Source organism: Sphingomonas sp. AC449 (assembly GCF_979253475.1).
The window spans coordinates 95,426-112,001 of sequence record NZ_CEEDCZ010000005.1 but is presented as its reverse complement, the minus strand read 5'-3'; the positions used below and the strand labels follow the sequence as shown (position 1 = coordinate 112,001).

13 protein-coding genes are annotated in these 16,576 nt (G+C 65.2%); 10 read left to right on the top strand and 3 right to left on the bottom strand.

All coding sequences use genetic code 11. The annotated features are described in order from the left end of the window. Window positions 1-153: 153 nt before the first annotated feature. The 5 genes from AC0CH3_RS10645 (at window position 154) to AC0CH3_RS10625 (ending at window position 4,624) form a co-directional block, all read left to right on the top strand. Window positions 154-279: a hypothetical protein gene (locus AC0CH3_RS10645; protein ID WP_268795884.1), complete on the top strand. Its 126-nt coding sequence runs from the start codon at window positions 154-156 to the stop codon at window positions 277-279. Then, window positions 276-608 (top strand): alkylphosphonate utilization protein, encoded by a 333-nt coding sequence (locus AC0CH3_RS10640; protein ID WP_056018050.1) that lies wholly within the window; start codon window positions 276-278, stop codon window positions 606-608. Before AC0CH3_RS10645 ends, AC0CH3_RS10640 begins: the two co-directional genes overlap by 4 nt. Before the next feature lie 673 nt (window positions 609-1,281). Then, window positions 1,282-1,425, top strand: a complete 144-nt coding sequence (locus AC0CH3_RS10635; RefSeq protein WP_333995592.1) for a hypothetical protein — start codon at window positions 1,282-1,284, stop codon at window positions 1,423-1,425. A 644-nt stretch (window positions 1,426-2,069) separates the two neighbouring features. Continuing rightward, a complete protein-coding gene (locus AC0CH3_RS10630) occupies window positions 2,070-2,603 on the top strand; it encodes a hypothetical protein (protein WP_465237881.1) in 534 nt (177 codons plus the stop codon). Window positions 2,604-2,659: 56 nt separating this feature from the next. Further along, entirely contained in the window at window positions 2,660-4,624 is a 1,965-nt protein-coding gene (locus AC0CH3_RS10625; protein ID WP_465237880.1) for a M10 family metallopeptidase C-terminal domain-containing protein, read from the top strand. Between the two features lie 258 nt (window positions 4,625-4,882). On the opposite strand, the gene AC0CH3_RS10620 is transcribed toward AC0CH3_RS10625, so the two are convergent. From AC0CH3_RS10620 to AC0CH3_RS10610, 3 genes are all read right to left on the bottom strand, one after another. After that, window positions 4,883-5,863 (bottom strand): SDR family NAD(P)-dependent oxidoreductase, encoded by a 981-nt coding sequence (locus AC0CH3_RS10620; protein WP_465237879.1) that lies wholly within the window; start codon window positions 5,861-5,863, stop codon window positions 4,883-4,885. 1 nt (window position 5,864) lies between these two features. Then, entirely contained in the window at window positions 5,865-7,166 is a 1,302-nt protein-coding gene (locus AC0CH3_RS10615; RefSeq protein WP_056018060.1) for a UDP-glucose dehydrogenase family protein, read from the bottom strand. Window positions 7,167-7,412: 246 nt separating this feature from the next. Further along, complete coding sequence (locus tag AC0CH3_RS10610) at window positions 7,413-8,525, bottom strand: glycosyltransferase family 4 protein (protein ID WP_465237878.1); 1,113 nt, start codon at window positions 8,523-8,525, stop codon at window positions 7,413-7,415. A gap of 210 nt (window positions 8,526-8,735) precedes the next feature. Between AC0CH3_RS10610 and murB the strand changes: the two genes are divergently transcribed. The 5 genes from murB (at window position 8,736) to AC0CH3_RS10585 (ending at window position 16,518) form a co-directional block, all read left to right on the top strand. After that, the gene (murB, locus tag AC0CH3_RS10605) at window positions 8,736-9,656 is read left to right on the top strand and encodes a UDP-N-acetylmuramate dehydrogenase (RefSeq protein ID WP_465237877.1); all 921 of its coding nucleotides are present in this window, start codon (window positions 8,736-8,738) and stop codon (window positions 9,654-9,656) included. 101 nt (window positions 9,657-9,757) lie between these two features. Then, complete coding sequence (locus tag AC0CH3_RS10600) at window positions 9,758-11,077, top strand: UDP-N-acetylglucosamine 1-carboxyvinyltransferase (RefSeq protein WP_465237876.1); 1,320 nt, start codon at window positions 9,758-9,760, stop codon at window positions 11,075-11,077. A 48-nt stretch (window positions 11,078-11,125) separates the two neighbouring features. Next, complete coding sequence (locus tag AC0CH3_RS10595) at window positions 11,126-12,913, top strand: type I secretion system permease/ATPase (protein ID WP_056018067.1); 1,788 nt, start codon at window positions 11,126-11,128, stop codon at window positions 12,911-12,913. Then, window positions 12,913-14,304 carry an HlyD family type I secretion periplasmic adaptor subunit gene (locus AC0CH3_RS10590; RefSeq protein WP_333995606.1) on the top strand — a complete coding sequence of 464 codons (1,392 nt, stop codon included), beginning with the start codon at window positions 12,913-12,915 and terminating at the stop codon, window positions 14,302-14,304. The genes AC0CH3_RS10595 and AC0CH3_RS10590 overlap by 1 nt, the downstream gene beginning before the upstream one ends. A 57-nt stretch (window positions 14,305-14,361) precedes the next feature. Further along, complete coding sequence (locus AC0CH3_RS10585; protein ID WP_162235459.1) at window positions 14,362-16,518, top strand: GumC family protein; 2,157 nt, start codon at window positions 14,362-14,364, stop codon at window positions 16,516-16,518. Window positions 16,519-16,576: the final 58 nt, after the last annotated feature.

The window sequence follows — 16,576 nt, the reverse complement described above, 5'->3', positions numbered from 1 at the left end:
CATGACCTTCCTCAACGCGCCGGCGGGGTCGAGGTTGCGATCCCGGGCGATCCTCCGGTTGGCACGCACGCCCGCGAATATGCGCGCGTGCGGCACCGTGACCGTGTAGCATGGCGGCACCGGGGCGCTCCGCTCCGTCAAAGGGGCAGCATCATGGCCAAGAGCCAGAAGAAGTCGAACAAGGAAGTGCGCAAGCCCAAGGCCGAAAAGGCGCCCAAGGCGAACGCTGCGAACCCGACGACCAAGGGCAAGCCCGTCGAGATGACGACGCTGAAATGAGCGGGTCCGAGACGACGGCCGGGACCGGCGCCGAGGACAGCTATGTCTATGACGAGGCGACCGGCGAGTGGGTGGCCGCAGGCGCCGGGGCGGACAAGGATGCTGGCGAGGATGGCGTCGTCGTCCGCGATTCGGTCGGCAACGTCCTCGCGGACGGCGACCAGGTGACGCTGATCAAGGACCTGACCGTCAAGGGCGCAGGTCAGACGCTCAAGCGCGGGACGCTGATCAAGTCGATCCGGCTTACCGGTGACGCGCAGGAGATCGACTGCCGATACGAGGGTATCAAGGGGCTGGTGCTGCGCGCGGAGTTCGTGCGGAAACGCTGACCACGGCGATGCGAGGAGCATGAAGCGCGCGGTTCGTGCGCGTCCGCGTCGCGCGCCCGACGCTGCGGCGGGTGCGAATCACAACGCCCCCGCCGCCGCTCGCCGACGGTCCACGCATGACCGCGACCCTCCCCCGTTTAACGATCCGACCATGACCGGAACACCAGTCATTGGTCGACGGCGCGTGCGATGCCCCGAGGAGATCATGGCCACCCCCGGGCGAACGCGAGCGGTAGTTGCTTTGGGGCGGTACTAGTCGGACAATTCACACACGGCATTCGCCTCGCGCTTGTGCCGACCGACTGCTTCGAGCCGCGCTGCTGCTCCTGCAAGCGCTCCGAGGACTATTTGTCGATCGCCGCCGGCTCCGACGGTTCGCCATATTCTTACAACACCGGAATAATAAGAGTGTCGCGCCTCCGGTTATAAACGATTTTTTATTGTCGTCTGACTTGCCTCTTAACTTCACTTCCTGCCGTTACTATTAAGTTCACAGCGCTGCCCATTGGATTGGTTGGGTTTTTCAAAATCACCCAAGACTCGAATACATGGTGGCTTCACAATAGAAGTTTCGTTCGAAAATTTCGCGTAATTGCATATTTTTGTTTGATTTCTGGCCCTCCCTGTCCCATGTTGAGACAAAGCGAGCGATATGACCGCTGAGGAGAGTGCCATGAATGAGCTTCACCGCTCTGTGATACAACCGCCGTCGTACCACGATGCCCCGCAGGCCATGTTCGGGCTTGTCGTGGGCCTTTCCATCAGCATCGTCATTTGGATGCTGATCGCGTTGGCGTTGATGCTGGCCTATGCGTAACAGGTCTTGGCAAGACCCGTGTGATACATGCTGCCGATCTGCGCCGCCTCATTTCTGACAAACGGCGCAAGTTCTTGGGCGGAGGCATGACTTTCAGACTGTATGCGCCTGCACTCGTCTGCAGGTTCCAGTAAAGCCGGTCAAGCCATGTCTTGGTCGCAAGCATGGCCGCTGATCTTTAGGCCGGACATAGGCTGGCGGATGTGGCGCCGTCCCCTCCATACCGTTTTCGTGTAATAACGATGCGATTGCCCGCGGCGGCGTTGAAGCTGGCGATTTCGACCAGACGGTTGTGACATCATCTGTCACGACATGATGCGCACTGCACTGCATGGCCAAGCGCGGCGGACCGCGCGCTACGGTCATCATGGGTACCCGAAACACCGCGGCTGTTCGCAACGCGACGCTGCGGAAACATCGATGCTGGCAGTGACACTCGCGAGCAGATCGGCGGTCGGCTGACGAAGGCTCGTGTCGACGGCCGGCTGCCACGCGGAACCCGACTCACGCTGCCCCGGACGCCTGTCCGTATGAAGCGATCATCCACGCTCACGACGGATCGCAAACCGCGCGCGCCACCACCTCCGCCCCTGACGCATCATCCAAACGTGATGCGTTCGTCACGCGCACGATACCGCCCCGTAATGTCGTTGACTTTTGTAATAAAAGTGTCAGCTTCGTTAACCAAGATGGGGGAGCGGAACACCGTGTGGGGGCCAGTCGGATTGTCCATGATGATAGCGTCGCCGCTGGCCGCCGCCGCACCTGACGCCGTGGACGCCGCACCGTCGTCGCAACGCGTGATGCTGTCGCCGCTATGGCGCGGTGCGGCGCGTATCGGCCTGATGTGCGACACGGGGATCGCGCCCGCGCTATGCGACGTCATCGCCGACGAAGCGCGGCGGCGCTCGCGTCTGCCGGTAACCCCCATCTCGCGGGACCGCCGCGCGACCAGGGCCGACCGTGACACCGTCATCGTGGCCGTCGCGATCGAACAGCATCCGCAGGGCGAACACCTCGTCGTCGTCGTCCGCCGCGCCGTCGAGATCGACGACGCCGAATCGCCCGCGCGGTACAGTGTCGCGTGGCACGGTACGGCGCCGCCACGACCACAGATCGACGAAGTGCTGCAGAAAAGCCTGCCTCATCATCGCAACGCCGGGAACAGACCAGAATAGGCGGTCCGGGCGCGCGTACATATCCGCCGACACAGGGTTAAAACAGGGAGAATAGCATGACGTTCGAAGCATCCGGATCAACGGCAGGGTTTAATGACGGCGGGACGTACAATGATGGCGGGCCCGTTCCCCTCGCCGCTTCGCTCGACCCCAATGCGGGCGGCACATCCAATGACAAGACGATCTGGACGCTCGATCAGATCAACGCGAACTTCAATCGGTCGGGCTATGACTGGTACACCAACAACTATGGCGAACTGAACGACGGCGTCCTCAACTATGGCTTCTGGCTGAACCAGGAAGAGCTGGGAAACAGCTATTACACCAACGTCACGGGCACGGTCGCGCTTAGCGAATATTTCGATTTCACCGCGTTCAACGCCGGTCAGACGGCGCTTGCCCAGCGGTCGATGACGTTGTGGGACGATCTGGTCGCGATTTCGTTCGAGCAGACCAAGTCGGGGTCGGCGGACATCACGTTCGGTAATACCGCGACCGGTGGCGCGCAGGCCTATGCCTATCTGCCGTTCGGCAGCACCGACGATGCAGAGATCCTCGCGGATTTCGGATTCGAGGATTATGGCCGGCTCGGTGGCGACGTCTGGATCGACGGCGGCGTCGCGTCGAACTTCTCGCCGCTGACAGCAAGCTATTACGCGCAGACGACGATGGTGCACGAGATCGGTCACGCGATCGGGCTCAGCCATCCCGGCGATTATAACGCGCTCGACGACAATGACGGCGACGGCGTTCCCGATCCGATCACCTATGCGAGCGATGCCTTCTACGCGCAGGATTCACGCCAATACAGCATCATGAGCTATTTCGATGCGTACGAGACGGGGGCGCAGCATATCGACTGGGCGCTGCTGAACTTCGCCTATGCGGCCACGCCGCTGGTCCATGACATCGCCGCCATCCAGAAGATCTACGGCGTCGACCAGACGACTCGGACCGGCAACACCGTCTATGGCTTCAACGCCACCGCGGACAACGCCGTCTATGACTTCTCCGCCAATACCCGGCCGATCGTCGCGATCTGGGATGCGGGCGGCACCGATACGCTCGACTTCTCCGGCTGGAACACGTCGTCGACCATCGACCTCAACCAGGGTGCCTTCTCGTCGGGTGGCGGCGTCGACGACTTCCTGACGCTCGAACAGGTCAATGCCAATCGCGCGGCGCTGGGCTTCGCAGCGCGCTCGCAGGCCAGCTACGACTTCTACGAGGACCTCAAGACGCAGCTCGGACTGAAGAGCGGGTTGTTCACCGACAACGTCTCGATCGCCTATGGCGCGGTCATCGAGAATGCGATCGGTGGCGGCGGCAACGACCGGATCATCGGCAACGAGGTCGCCAACGCCCTCACCGGTGGCGCCGGCCGTGACATCTTCGAACTGCGCTCGGGCGGGACGTCGGGCACGGATCGGATCACCGACTGGTCGCGCGGCGATGTCCTCGCCACGACCAAGGCGATCAACGACGCCAATGGCGACGGGATCATCACCTGGAAGGGTGCGTCGCTCACGCTCGACGGCAGCGACGGCGACCGCGTCGAACTGGTCGGCGCGCAGGGGAGCAGCGGGCTGCGACTGATGGGCAGCATCGACGGCGTCTTCTACTATGAGGACGCGCGGGTCCGCCCGGTCGCGTCGAGCGGGCAGAAGGTGTATGAAAGCGGCTTCGGCAACGACGTCCTGCGCGGACGCACGACCGCAAGCGCGACCGACGTCTTCTTCTTCGACACCGCCAACCCGGTCTCGTCGCTCGGCAACGATACGGTGTCGTTCACGAAGAACGACATCTTCGTGACCACGACCAAGCTCGCCGATGCCAACAACGACAACAAGATCACGTTCGGCAAGAACGGCGTGCTCGATCTGGGCGGCGATCATGGCAGCGTCGCGCTGAGCGGCACCTCCGCGCTTGAATATGACGGCGTCGTCATGAACAACGGCACCGAATATTACGTCTACAGCAATGTCGGCTCGGCCGTCGGTGTCGGCGCGCTGCACTTCTGACGCTCGGGGGAGCGGCTTCGGCCCTCCCCCACACGCCCGCGGCACAGCCTGGTCGCGGGCGCACAGGACAAGAGAACGAAGCCGCCGAGTCAGGGCGGCTTCGTTTTTTTGCGCATGGCGTCGACGCATGACGATGCGGCATCGTGCACGATACCGGCGGCCGCGCGCTTTGCGGCATGCCGCCGGCGATGATCAGATCAGACCCGATACCGTCCGATCAGCGGGTCTCAGCTTCGGTCGGGAGTATGCCACGCGGGCTCAGCGCGCGCCGACATAGTCCTTGTACCATGCCGCGAAGCGCGCGAGGCCTTCGGGAAGCTGCGTCTTGGCTTCGAACCCGCAAAGTGCCTTCAGCTTCGACACGTCGGCATAGGTCGCGGTGACGTCGCCCGGCTGCATCGGCTTCATGATCATGTTCGCCTTGCGGCCGATCGCCGACTCGAGCGAGGTGATCATTTCCATCAGCCCGACCGGCTGGCTGCCGCCGATGTTGAGGATACGGTGGCCGTGCCGCGCCGGAGGGTTGTCCAGCGCGCCGAGGATGCCGTCCACGATATCATCGATATAGGTGAAATCGCGCGCCATCTTGCCTTCGCCGAACACCTCGATCGTCTCGCCCGCGAGGATCTTCTGCGTGAACGAGAAATAGGCCATGTCGGGTCGCCCCCAGGGGCCATAGACGGTGAAGAACCGCAGTCCCGTCTGCGGACCGCCATAAAGCTTCGTATAGGCCGCGCTCATCAGCTCGCAGGCGCGCTTCGTTGCCGCATAGAGCGAAACCGGCTCCATTGCGGGCTCGTCCTCGCTGAACCCCTGCCCGCCCATGAGACGATCGCCATAGACCGAGCTCGACGAGGCATAGACGAGATGCTCGAACCCCGGCGCGTGCCGACACGCTTCCATCACCGAAAGATGGCCCGCGAGGTTGGACCGCTCATACGCGAACGGGTTCTCGATGCTGTAGCGGACGCCCGCCTGCGCCGCGAGATGGACCACGCGGGTCACGCCTGCGTCGCGGACGATCGCCGCCACCGCATCGGCGTCGGCGATGTCGACCTGCTCGAACCGGAAGCCTTCACGCCCCTCGAACGTCGCGAGACGCGCGTGCTTGAGCGCCGGATCATAGTAATCGTTGACGATGTCGATCCCGATCACCTGCTCGCCGCGGTCGAGCAGACGGTGGGCCGTCGCGTGGCCGATGAAACCCGCCACGCCGGTTACCAGAACCGGTGCAGTCATATCAGCGGCCAACCGCGTGATAGGTGAACCCGGCCGACTCGACCATGTCGCGCGGATAGATGTTGCGCAGATCGACCAGGATCGGCTCGCTCAGCAGCGACTTGACGCGTGGCAGGTCGAGCGCACGGAACGCATCCCATTCGGTGACGATCACGAGCGCATCGGCGCCCTCCATCGTCTCGTACGCATTCTCGCAATACGCCACGTCGGTCAGGACCTTCTGCGCCTGCTCGGTGCCCTCCGGGTCATAGGCACGGATCGTCGCGCCGGCATCCTGCAGCGTCTGGACGACGGCAATCGCGGGACTGTCGCGCATGTCGTCGGTGTTCGGCTTGAACGTCAGGCCCAGCACCGCGACGGTCTTGCCGCGAACATCGCCGCCCATCGCCGCGATCACCTTGCGGCCCATCGCACGCTTGCGGTTGTCGTTCACCGCGACGACCGCCTCGACGATACGCTGCGGCGCCTCGTAATCCTGCGCCGTCTTCAGCAGCGCCAGCGTGTCCTTGGGGAAGCACGAACCACCATAGCCGGGACCGGCGTGGAGGAACTTGCCACCGATGCGACCGTCAAGGCCGATGCCGCGCGCGACGTCCTGCACGTCCGCGCCGACCTTTTCACACAGGTCCGCGATCTCGTTGATGAACGTGATCTTGGTCGCGAGGAACGCGTTGCCGGCATATTTGGTGAGCTCGGCACCGCGACGGCTCATCTCGACGATCGGCGACTTGTTGATGTGCAGCGGACGATAGATGTCGCGCATTACCTGCATCGCGCGCTCGTTGTCGCCGCCGATGACGATGCGGTCGGGCCGCTTGAAATCGTCGATCGCCGCGCCTTCGCGAAGGAATTCGGGATTGGAGACGACCGCGAAATCGGCATCGGGGTTCGCCGCTGCCATCAGCCGTGCGACCTCGTCACCGGTGCCAACGGGCACGGTGGACTTGTCGACGATGACCGTGAAGCCTTGGATCGACATCGCGACCTCTTCGACGGCGGCGTAGACATAGCGAAGATCGGCGTGGCCATCGCCGCGGCGCGACGGCGTACCGACCGCGATGAAGACCGCGTCCGCGTCCTTTACCCCTTCGGCGAGGTCGGTCGTGAAGCTCAGGCGACCCGCGGCGACGTTGGAGCCGACGAGGTGATCGAGGCCGGGCTCGAAGATCGGCATGCGACCGGCGAGCAGTGCGTCGATCTTCGACTTGTCCTTGTCGACACAAACCACGTCGTGCCCGAAATCTGCGAAGCAGGCTCCGGAAACGAGCCCGACATACCCCGAACCGATCATCGTAATGCGCATGAAGATTAAAAGCCTTGTATCGCGACCGTCCGGGTCCAGACTCGCCCCGGTCGGACAATGCTGCGCCGCGGAATTGCAGATTACGGGCAGTGACGCAACGCCTGTTCGCCGAGTCGACTGTACAACAAAGACACAGCGCGCTCTGTGTAAAACATTGCGCAGGGGCGGAATAGAATGGCCGCTGGGGCCAGATCCGTCAGACGTCTGAACCGCCATCCCGCGCAAACATGCGACGGGATTGGAGCGTCATTCGCGTGGCGCTTTTCCGCTCGCGACGCGGTCGTACACCGCCAGGGTCTGCGCAGCGATGCCGTTCCAGTCGAACCGCAGCCGAAGGGCGGCGGGATCGATGGCATAGGTCTCGGCCGGCGCCGCCAGCTTGGTCACAAGATCGTCGATCGATCCCGTGCGGAAATAATGGTGCGACGGCAGGCCGATGTCCGTGTTCGCCGGAATATCGCTCAACAGCATCGGCGCGCCCACCGAGCCCGCCTCGAGCGCGGCGATGGGCAGGCCCTCGTGGAGCGACGGCAGAACGAACAGGCGACAGCGTTGATACAGGTCGCGCAGGGTCGCGCGCGTCTGCACGCCCGCAAAGACGACGTCCGCGTCCGCCATCGCGCGGACACGATCGGCAAAGGCGCTCTCATGATCCGAGCCGCCAACCACCAGAAGCTTTGCGCCCGGCACGCGGCGGACCGCCTCGATCAACTGGTCGACCGCCTTTTCGGGAACGAGTCGCCCCACCGTCAGGAAATAGTCGCCGGCCGCGAAGCCCGCGGTCGCGAGCACCTCATCGGCGGCCGACCCCTGCTCGGGAAGCCGCGACGTGCCGTTCGGAATATAGACCAGCCGGTCGCGCGCAGCAGGGTTGTCGCGCGCCAGCGTCTCGCGCAGCGACGGCGCGACGACGATGATCGCCTGCGCGAACCGCAACGCGGCCTTTTCGCCGAGCCGCAGCATGATGCGCGCAAATCGTCCCCATTTCGCCCGTGCATAGTCCTCGCCGTGATGCGTCACCACCACGCGCAGGCCGAGGATCCGGGCGAGCGGCGTCAGCAGCGCGGGCCCGACCGCATGGATATGGATGAGATCCGCGCGCTGCCGTCGCGCATGGAGCACGGAGAAGAACGTACCGACGATCGCTTCGAGCCGTGCGTTGCGTGTCGATGGCAGCGGGACGACATGGAGGCCGTCATGGTCGAACGGCGCGCGGTTCACATAGGGCCGCCGCGCCAGGATCGTGACGTCGAGCCGTGGCGACTGTGACAGCGCGCGGGGATAGAGTTCCTCGCAGTGGCTTTCGACGCCGCCCATGATGTCAGGGATGCCGCGCAGCCCTGTTACGAATACTCGCATTGATCACGCCGCTCCGTTTGATCCGCGCCAACGCGACGATGCCAGTGGGCAGCGCGGGAACCTAGGCACTAGCGCCAAAGTCGTCAACGCGGCGTGAATCCGCCGGGTTTGGACACGCGCAAATGCCGTGTATGCACGCGGCTACTCTTCCATCGCGCCGGATCGGGCTTCATGCACTCCCCTCCCCCTGATTTCCAACCGATAGAGGGCGTGACGGCGCGCGCGCACGTCCCGCTGTCGACGCTCGGCCGCTGGCGGATCGGCGGCCCGGCGGATCTTGTCCTGACGCCGACATCGACACGGTCGCTGGGCCTGGCACTGGTCGCCGCACGGGATCTGGGCAAGCCGCTCATCATCATCGGCGACGGCACGAACCTGCTGTTTGCCGATGAAGGGTTTCGCGGCACGGTCATCCGTATCGGCCCGGCGATCGCGGCGGTACGACATAGCGGGCCCGGCCGGATCGAGGCGGAGGCCGGGCTCTGGGTGCCGAGCTTCGTACGCCTCGCCATCGGCGCGGGACTGGGCGGCGTCATCCATGCGATCGGCATCCCCGGCCGGCTGGGCGGGCTCGTCACGATGAACGGCGGCAGCCAGCGCAAGGGGATCGGCGACCATGTCGAATGGGTCGACGCCTTCGATCGCGACGGCGTGCTGCACCGGCTCGATCGCGACCAGCTGAACTTCGGATACCGGCAATCGCGGCTGCAGGATGGCAGCCTTGTCGTCGCGCGCGCGGGCTTTCTGCTGCCGCACCGCGCGGCCGAGGAGTCCCGCCGCGAGGCGATCGCGATCCTGGCGGCACGACGCGCGAAGTTTCCCCGCATCCACGCCAATTGCGGCTCGGTTTTCGTCAGCGACCCTGCGCTCTACCAGAAGATCGGCCCCCCCGGCCAAGCCATCGAACTGGCGGGACTGAAAGGCGCGACGCAGGGCAGCGCTCAGTTTTCCCCCGACCACGCCAATTTCATCGTCAACCGGGGCGGCGCAACCGCGCGCGACGTGCTGTCGCTGATCGCGCTGGCGCGCGATCGCGTCGCGGCGATGACCGGCGTAGCGATGCAGGCCGAAGTGCGCTATGTCGCGCCGAACGGAGCCGTGACTGCGGCACATGAAATCCTAGGGACTTAAGGCGGACTCGCTTCGCTCACCGATCATGACGTAGGGGCGCGACGGGCGCGCGGATGGGCAGGGCTCGCCAGGGCTATGCTCGAGAGATGGAGCGCGACGACGTGACTATTGTAACGCGGCACTCGGCCGAGGTGCCCGCCATGTCGCGCGACGGCGAAGGCGATACGCGGATCCTGACCGTCCGGCCGTCGCAACTGCGTGGCCAGGTCCGCGTCAGCGGCGCGAAGAACAGCGTCCTGCGTCTGCTTGCCGCGTCGCTGCTGACGCCCGAGCGGATCGTACTTCACAACTATCCCGGCGAACTGCTCGACGCCATCGTTCACGTCGGGATGCTCGAGACGCTCGGCAAGACCTGTCGCGTGATCGGCGAGACGCTCGTGATCGAGGCCGAGACGGCGCCGCCATCGTCGACGCTGGCATGGCAGGGCCGCTCGATCCGCAACACCCTGCTCATTCTCGGCGCGATGGTCGCGCGGACTGGCGCCGGCGCCGTCCCCGCGCCCGGCGGCTGCGACCTTGGCGATCGCAAATACGATCTCCACGAACTGGTGCTGACCAGGCTCGGCGCGCGCGTCTGGGAAGAAAACGGCATGCTGCACGCGGAGGCGCCCGATGGCCTGCGCGGTGCCGAAATCACGTTGCCGCTGCGCTCGACGGGCGCGACGGAGAACGCGCTTATCGCCGGGTCGCTGGCGAAGGGGCGAACCACGCTGTGGAACCCGCATATCCGCCCCGAGATCATCGACCTCGCCCGGTTCCTCCGGTCGATGGGCGCGGCGATCACGATCAACGGCCAGGAAAGCATCGTCATCGATGGCGCGCCGACGCTCGGCGGGATCACGCACCGCGTCATGCCCGACAACATGGAGGCGATGACCTGGCTGATCGGCTCCGTGATGACCGGCGGCGATGTCGAGATCGTCGATTTTCCGTTCGAGGATCTCGAGGTCCCGCTGATCTTCCTGCGCGAAAGCGGCGCCAGGATCTTCCGCGACGGCCCCGTGGCGATCGTCCGTTCGGGCCGCCCCTACCCCGTCGAGATCAGCACGGGTCCCTATCCGGGCATCAATTCGGACATGCAGCCGCTGTTCGCAGCGATGGGCGCGTGCGCGCGCGGCGTTTCCCGGCTAGTCGATCTGCGGTTTGCGGGACGCTATGGCTATCTCGACGAATTCGCCCGGATGGGCGTTTCGAGCGAAGTGCGTGACGGCGCCGCGCACATTACGGGGGGGGCCGCCATCGAGGGAGCCGATGTCCGCGCGCTCGATCTGCGCTGCGGCGCGGCGCTCGCGCTGCTCGGCATGGTCGCGCGCGGTGAAACCCGGATTGCCGACGCGTGGCAGATCGAACGCGGCTATAATGATTTTGCGCGGAAAGCGCATGAACTTGGCGCTAACCTGGCATATACAAATGCATGCTAAGACGCTGAGCAATAAGTTGCCTCGGCCGCTCTACTATTGGATTTCCGCATGACGGATGGCTTGTACGATTCGAATCCGCTGCGTGCTGCGTTGCGCGCCTGCAAACGACACTTCCTGTTCGCGGGGCTGTTCAGCGGCCTCATCAACATCCTCTACCTCGTCCCGTCGATCTTCATGCTCCAGGTCTATGACCGGGTCGTGCCGACGCGCGGCGGGGCGACGCTGTTCGTCCTGACGCTCATCCTGACGGTATCGCTCTGCGTCTTCGCGATCCTGGACTCGGTGCGCATGCGCCTGTTGCTGCGCGCGAGCGTCCGGCTCGAGCGGATGGCGGCATCGAACATCCTGCACCGCATCCTGGGTGCGGGCGGCGCAACCGCGCTGCAGCGCGCGACGGCGATGCGTGATTTCGACACGTTGCGCGGAACGCTGACCGGTCCGGCGATCATCGCGATCTTCGACGCGCCATGGGCACCGATCTACATCCTGATCTGCTTCCTGCTGCATCCGTGGATCGGCGCGCTGGCGCTCGTCGCGACGCTGCTGCTGACCGCGGTCGCCATTGCCAGCGACTTTGCCACCCGCAAGGGCGTCAGCGAGACCACGCTGCGCTCCAACGCGTCCTATCGGTCGCAGGATTATTCGATCCAGGCCTCGGAGGTCGCTCGGTCGCTCGGCATGCGCGAGGCGCTGGTGCGCCGTCATCTGCATGAGCGTGCCGATCTTGTCCGCCGCCAGGGCGAAGTCGCCGAGAGCTCGGGGACGTTCCTTGCGATCACCAAGTTCCTGCGCCTGCTGTTCCAGTCGCTCGCGCTGGCGCTCGGTGCGTGGCTCGCGATCAACCAGAGCATCTCGGCAGGGTCGATCTTCGCCGCGTCGCTGATCCTGGGTCGCGCTCTTCAGCCGGTCGAGCAGATCCTCAATGCACTCAAGAACGTGCTGGGCGCGCGCAACGCCTATCGCGGGCTCGACGAATTCTGCAAGCTGCCCGACATCACGATCGCGCGCACCGCGCTGCCCGCCCCGCGCGGCAAGGTCGAGGTCTCGAACCTCACCGTGCGCGCGCCCGGCAGCGACCGCGTACTGCTCAAGAACATCAACTTCGTCGTCGAGCCGGGCCAGATCGTCGCGCTCATCGGCCCGAGCGGCGCGGGCAAGTCGACGTTGCTGCGCGTTCTCTCAGGCGGTCTCGAACCCGACGAGGGCGAGGTCCGCATCGACGATGCGCGCCTCGACGACTGGAACCGCGAGGACCTGGGCCGGCATGTCGGCTATATGCCGCAGACCCCGACGCTGTTCCCGGCGACGGTCCACGCCAACATCTCGCGCTTCCAGGCGGCGGTTGAGGGCGGTGGCGAGGCGCTGGACCTCAAGGTCGTCCATGCCGCGCAGCTGGCCGGCGCGCACGAGCTCATCCTGCACTTCGCCGAAGGCTATGACACGCGTTTGGTGATCCGCGAGGGCGGTGGCCTGTCCGCCGGCCAGCGGCAGGTCGTGGCGCTGGCGCGTGCGTTGTTCGACAGCCCGTCGCTGCTGTTCCTCGACGAGCCGAACGCGCATCTCGACATGAACGGCGAGTCGCGGCTGATGCACACGCTCGGCGAATTGCGCAAACGCGGCGCGACGGTGATCGTGTCGACGCATCGCACCGGGCTGTTGCAGGCGGTCGACAAGATCCTGCTGCTGCGCGACGGCGAAGTTCAGCTTTTCGCGAACCGCGAGGACGCGCTGCGTCCGCAATCGACGCCGGTCGGCGAACAGCCCGATGGCGCGGCTGCAGGTACCGACGCGGGCCATAACGACGACGGCGACCGCCGGCTCGAAGGAGCGAATTGATGAGCGAAGGCGAACTCGTAGGCCCCGTCACGGCCAAGTCGCAGGAGCTGGTGCAAACCACCAGACCCGTTCCGGCGACACCCGAACTCGAGGATTCACCGCGCGACGCGCTCTGGATCGGCGGTCTCGTCGCGGTCCTGTTCTTCATCATCCTGATCGGCTGGGCGAGTTTTGCGCGGCTCGACGCCGCCGCCTATGGCGAGGGCCAGGTCTCGGTCGCTGGCAACCGCCAGACCGTGCAGCATCGCGACGGCGGCAACGTGCAGCAGCTCGACGTCCGTGAGGGGCAGCACGTCAAGGCGGGCCAGATCCTGATCCGCCTGTCGGGCGCCGAAGTGGCGGCGACCGAACGCGCGCTGGCGAACAGCGTCATCGACCTTCAGGCGCAGAAGGCGCGCCTCGAGGCGGATATCCGCGGTGGGCCGATCCAGTGGCCTGCCTCGTTCGCGGCGGCGACCGGCGATGACCGGGCGCTGGTCGCCAAGGCGATGCAGCTGCAGATTGCCCAGCGCGCATCGCGGCAGAGCCTGCTGGCGTCGAGCCGCAACGTCCTGCAACAGCAGGAGGCGCAGGTTTCCAAACAGTCGGGCGGGTATAACGCGCAGGCCGGTGCCAGCGCCGCCCAGCGTGCGTCGCTTCAGGCGCAGCTCGACCGGACCCGCAAGCTCGCCGACGAAGGCTATGTCTCGCGCAACTCGGTCAGCGCGCTCGAACGCGCGGTAGCCGAAATCAACGGCGCCAACGCGGATTATGCTGCACGTGCGGCCGCATCGCGCGAGCAGATCGGCGAGACGCGCCAGCAGATCATCCAGACCGAGCGCAAGTCGATCGACGACAGTGCCAGCATCCTGCGCGATACGCAGTTCCAGTTGAACGAAGTGATGCCGAAATGGATCGCCGCGAGAGAACAGTTGGAACGCACCGTCATCCGTGCACCGATGGCGGGCAGGGTCGTCGGCCTGCGGGTCTTTTCGGTCGGGGGCGTCGTCCAGCCCGCGCAGCCAATTCTCGACATCGTTCCGGATGCAGCCCCACTGATCGTCAAGGCCAACTTCCAGCCGAACGACATCGACGGCGTCTATGAGGGACGCGAAGCCGAAGTGAAGTTCCTGTCGATCCACGAACGCGACCTGCCGATCCTGCTTGGAACGGTTCGCAACGTCTCGGCGGACAGCCTTCGCGACGAGCAGAGCGGCCATACTTACTATAGCGCCGAAGTCGTGGTACCGAAGTCGCAGCTGGATCTGCTCAAGAAGATCCGCGGCGAGGATACCGGCGTTCGTGCCGGCGTACCCGTTCAGGTGCTGGTCAAGTTGCGTAAGCGTACCGCACTGCAATATTTTTTCGATCCGCTTACCGAAGCCTTCTCCCGGTCGTTGCATGAACGGTGATTGTCGAGTTCACGGTAGGCTTCCGGGAATGCTCTTGTGATGAATGGTGACACGCGCATGGCCGCAAAGACGAATACGCTGTCGGACGAGCTGCACGAGGGCGAGTCCGACGCCCGGCTGATCGATCTGCACCGGATCTTCGGGATCGCCCGACGTCGCCGCTGGTGGATCGTCGCAACGGTCGTGATCATCCTCGTGCTTACCGCCGTCGCCTATACCATGGTGCCGCGGCGCTACATGGGCACGGCGAGCATCGCGCTCGACCGGCGCGCGGATCAGATCATCGCGGGCCAGTCTCCCAACCAGGAGCTGCCGACCGATTCACCCACCGTCGATACCGCGGTCGAGGTGCTGACATCGCCTTCGCTCGCCGCACGTGTGGTCGACACGCTCAATCTGCAGCGCGAACCGGGCTTTGGTCAGGCGATCGACGGCCCCGTCCTCTCGCCGGCCGCGGCGCGATCGCGGGCGATCTCGAAGGTCCAGAGCGGGCTGGCGGTCAAGCGTACCGGCCTGTCCTATGCGATCGACACCAGCTTTACCTGGACGGACCCCAAGCACGCCGCCGCCGTGGTGAACGCGCTGGTCGACGAATATATCGCGAGCCAGCGCGACACCAAGGTTGATTCGCGGACGAACGACAACAAGCTGTTGCGCGAACGCCTGTCGCGACTGCGCGACGAGGTCATCCGCGCTGAAACGGCAGAGGCGCAGTACCGCGCGAACACCAACCTGATCGACGTGCAGAAGGACAGCACGGCGGTGCAGCAGGAACTGTCGTTCCTGAACACGCAATTGGCGACCGCGCAGGCCGACCAGGCAGCGGCCGAGGCACGGTTGCGCGCGGCGCGCGGCGGCGGCGGCAATGCGGCGGCGGACTTCGGGTCGCCGGTGATCCGCAGCCTGCGCCAGCAGCAGGCGCAGCTGAGCGCACAGCGCGCGGACCTGGCGGGGCGGTACGGCCCGCTGCATCCCGATCTTGCCAAGCTCGACCGGCAATATGCCGACGTCAACAACAGCATCCGCGACGAAACCCGCCGGACGCTCGCCGGTCTCGTGGCGGACGCGCGCGTCTCGGCGGGCCGGACATCGGCGATCCGCTCCTCGCTCGACCGCGCACAGGGCGGGCTGCAGGCGGGCAACCGCGCCTCGGTCCAGCTGAACGAGCTGCAGCGCAACGCCGACTCGGCGCGCGGCCTCTATCAGGCGTTTCTCGATCGGTATCGCCAGTCGGTCGCCGGTGAAGGCACCGACAAGAGCAATGCGTCGGTGATCTCGCGTGCGATGGTCCCCGGCGGACCGGTCTTCCCCAACGCCGCGGTGTTCGGGGCTGGCGGCATTCTCGCGTCGCTGCTCGCCGCGGTCGGCGTCGTATTGCTGCTTGAGCTGCTCGAAAGCGGCTTCCAGAACCGACGCCAGGTCGAGGCGCGGCTTCATGTGCCGGTGATCGGGACAGTTCCCGACCTAGCAACGATCCCCGGCGCGCGGATCTCGAAGCGAGATCCGATGGCGCCAGCGAATTTCCTGGTCGAGAACCAGGGGTCGTTGTTCAGCGAATCGTTCCGCAGCATCCGGTCCGCGTTGAAGATCGGCCGCCCCGATCAGGTCGTTCGGTCGCTCGCGGTTTCGTCGGCTTTGCCCGGCGAGGGCAAGACGACGATATCGATCTGCCTCGCCCGCTCCGCCGCGCTGGCGGGTGCGAAGGTCGTCGTGATCGATTGCGACGTCCGGCGTCGCACCTTCAGCCGCTCGGTCACCAATGACACCGCGGTCGGCCTGATCGAGGTACTCGACGGCACCGCGCAGCTCGACAAGGCGCTGCTCCACGACACGGCGTCGGGTGCGTATATCCTGCCGCAGAGCAACACCAAGTCGATGAACTACGAGCTGGTCGCGTCGCAGGCGATGTTTTCGCTCATCCAGTCGCTCTCCGAGCGGTTCGACCTGGTGCTGCTCGATACGCCGCCTGTGCTGCCGCTCGCCGAGGCACGCGCGATCGCGGCGATGGCCGACGGCGTGCTGTTCGTGACGCGGTGGCGCAAGACTCCGGCGAATGCGAGCGAGCTCGCGGTCGACATGCTCGCGCGCGAAGGCGCCAAGATCTACGGCGTCGCGCTTTCGCAGGTTAACCTCAAACAGCAGTCACGCGCAGGGTTCGGCGACGAGATGTCCTATTATCATCGCTTCAAGGGATATTACGCCGAAGCGGGCTGACGGGCACAGCTAGGATCGAAAACGGATATGGGCCGGGAAATCATATTTCCCGGCCCAT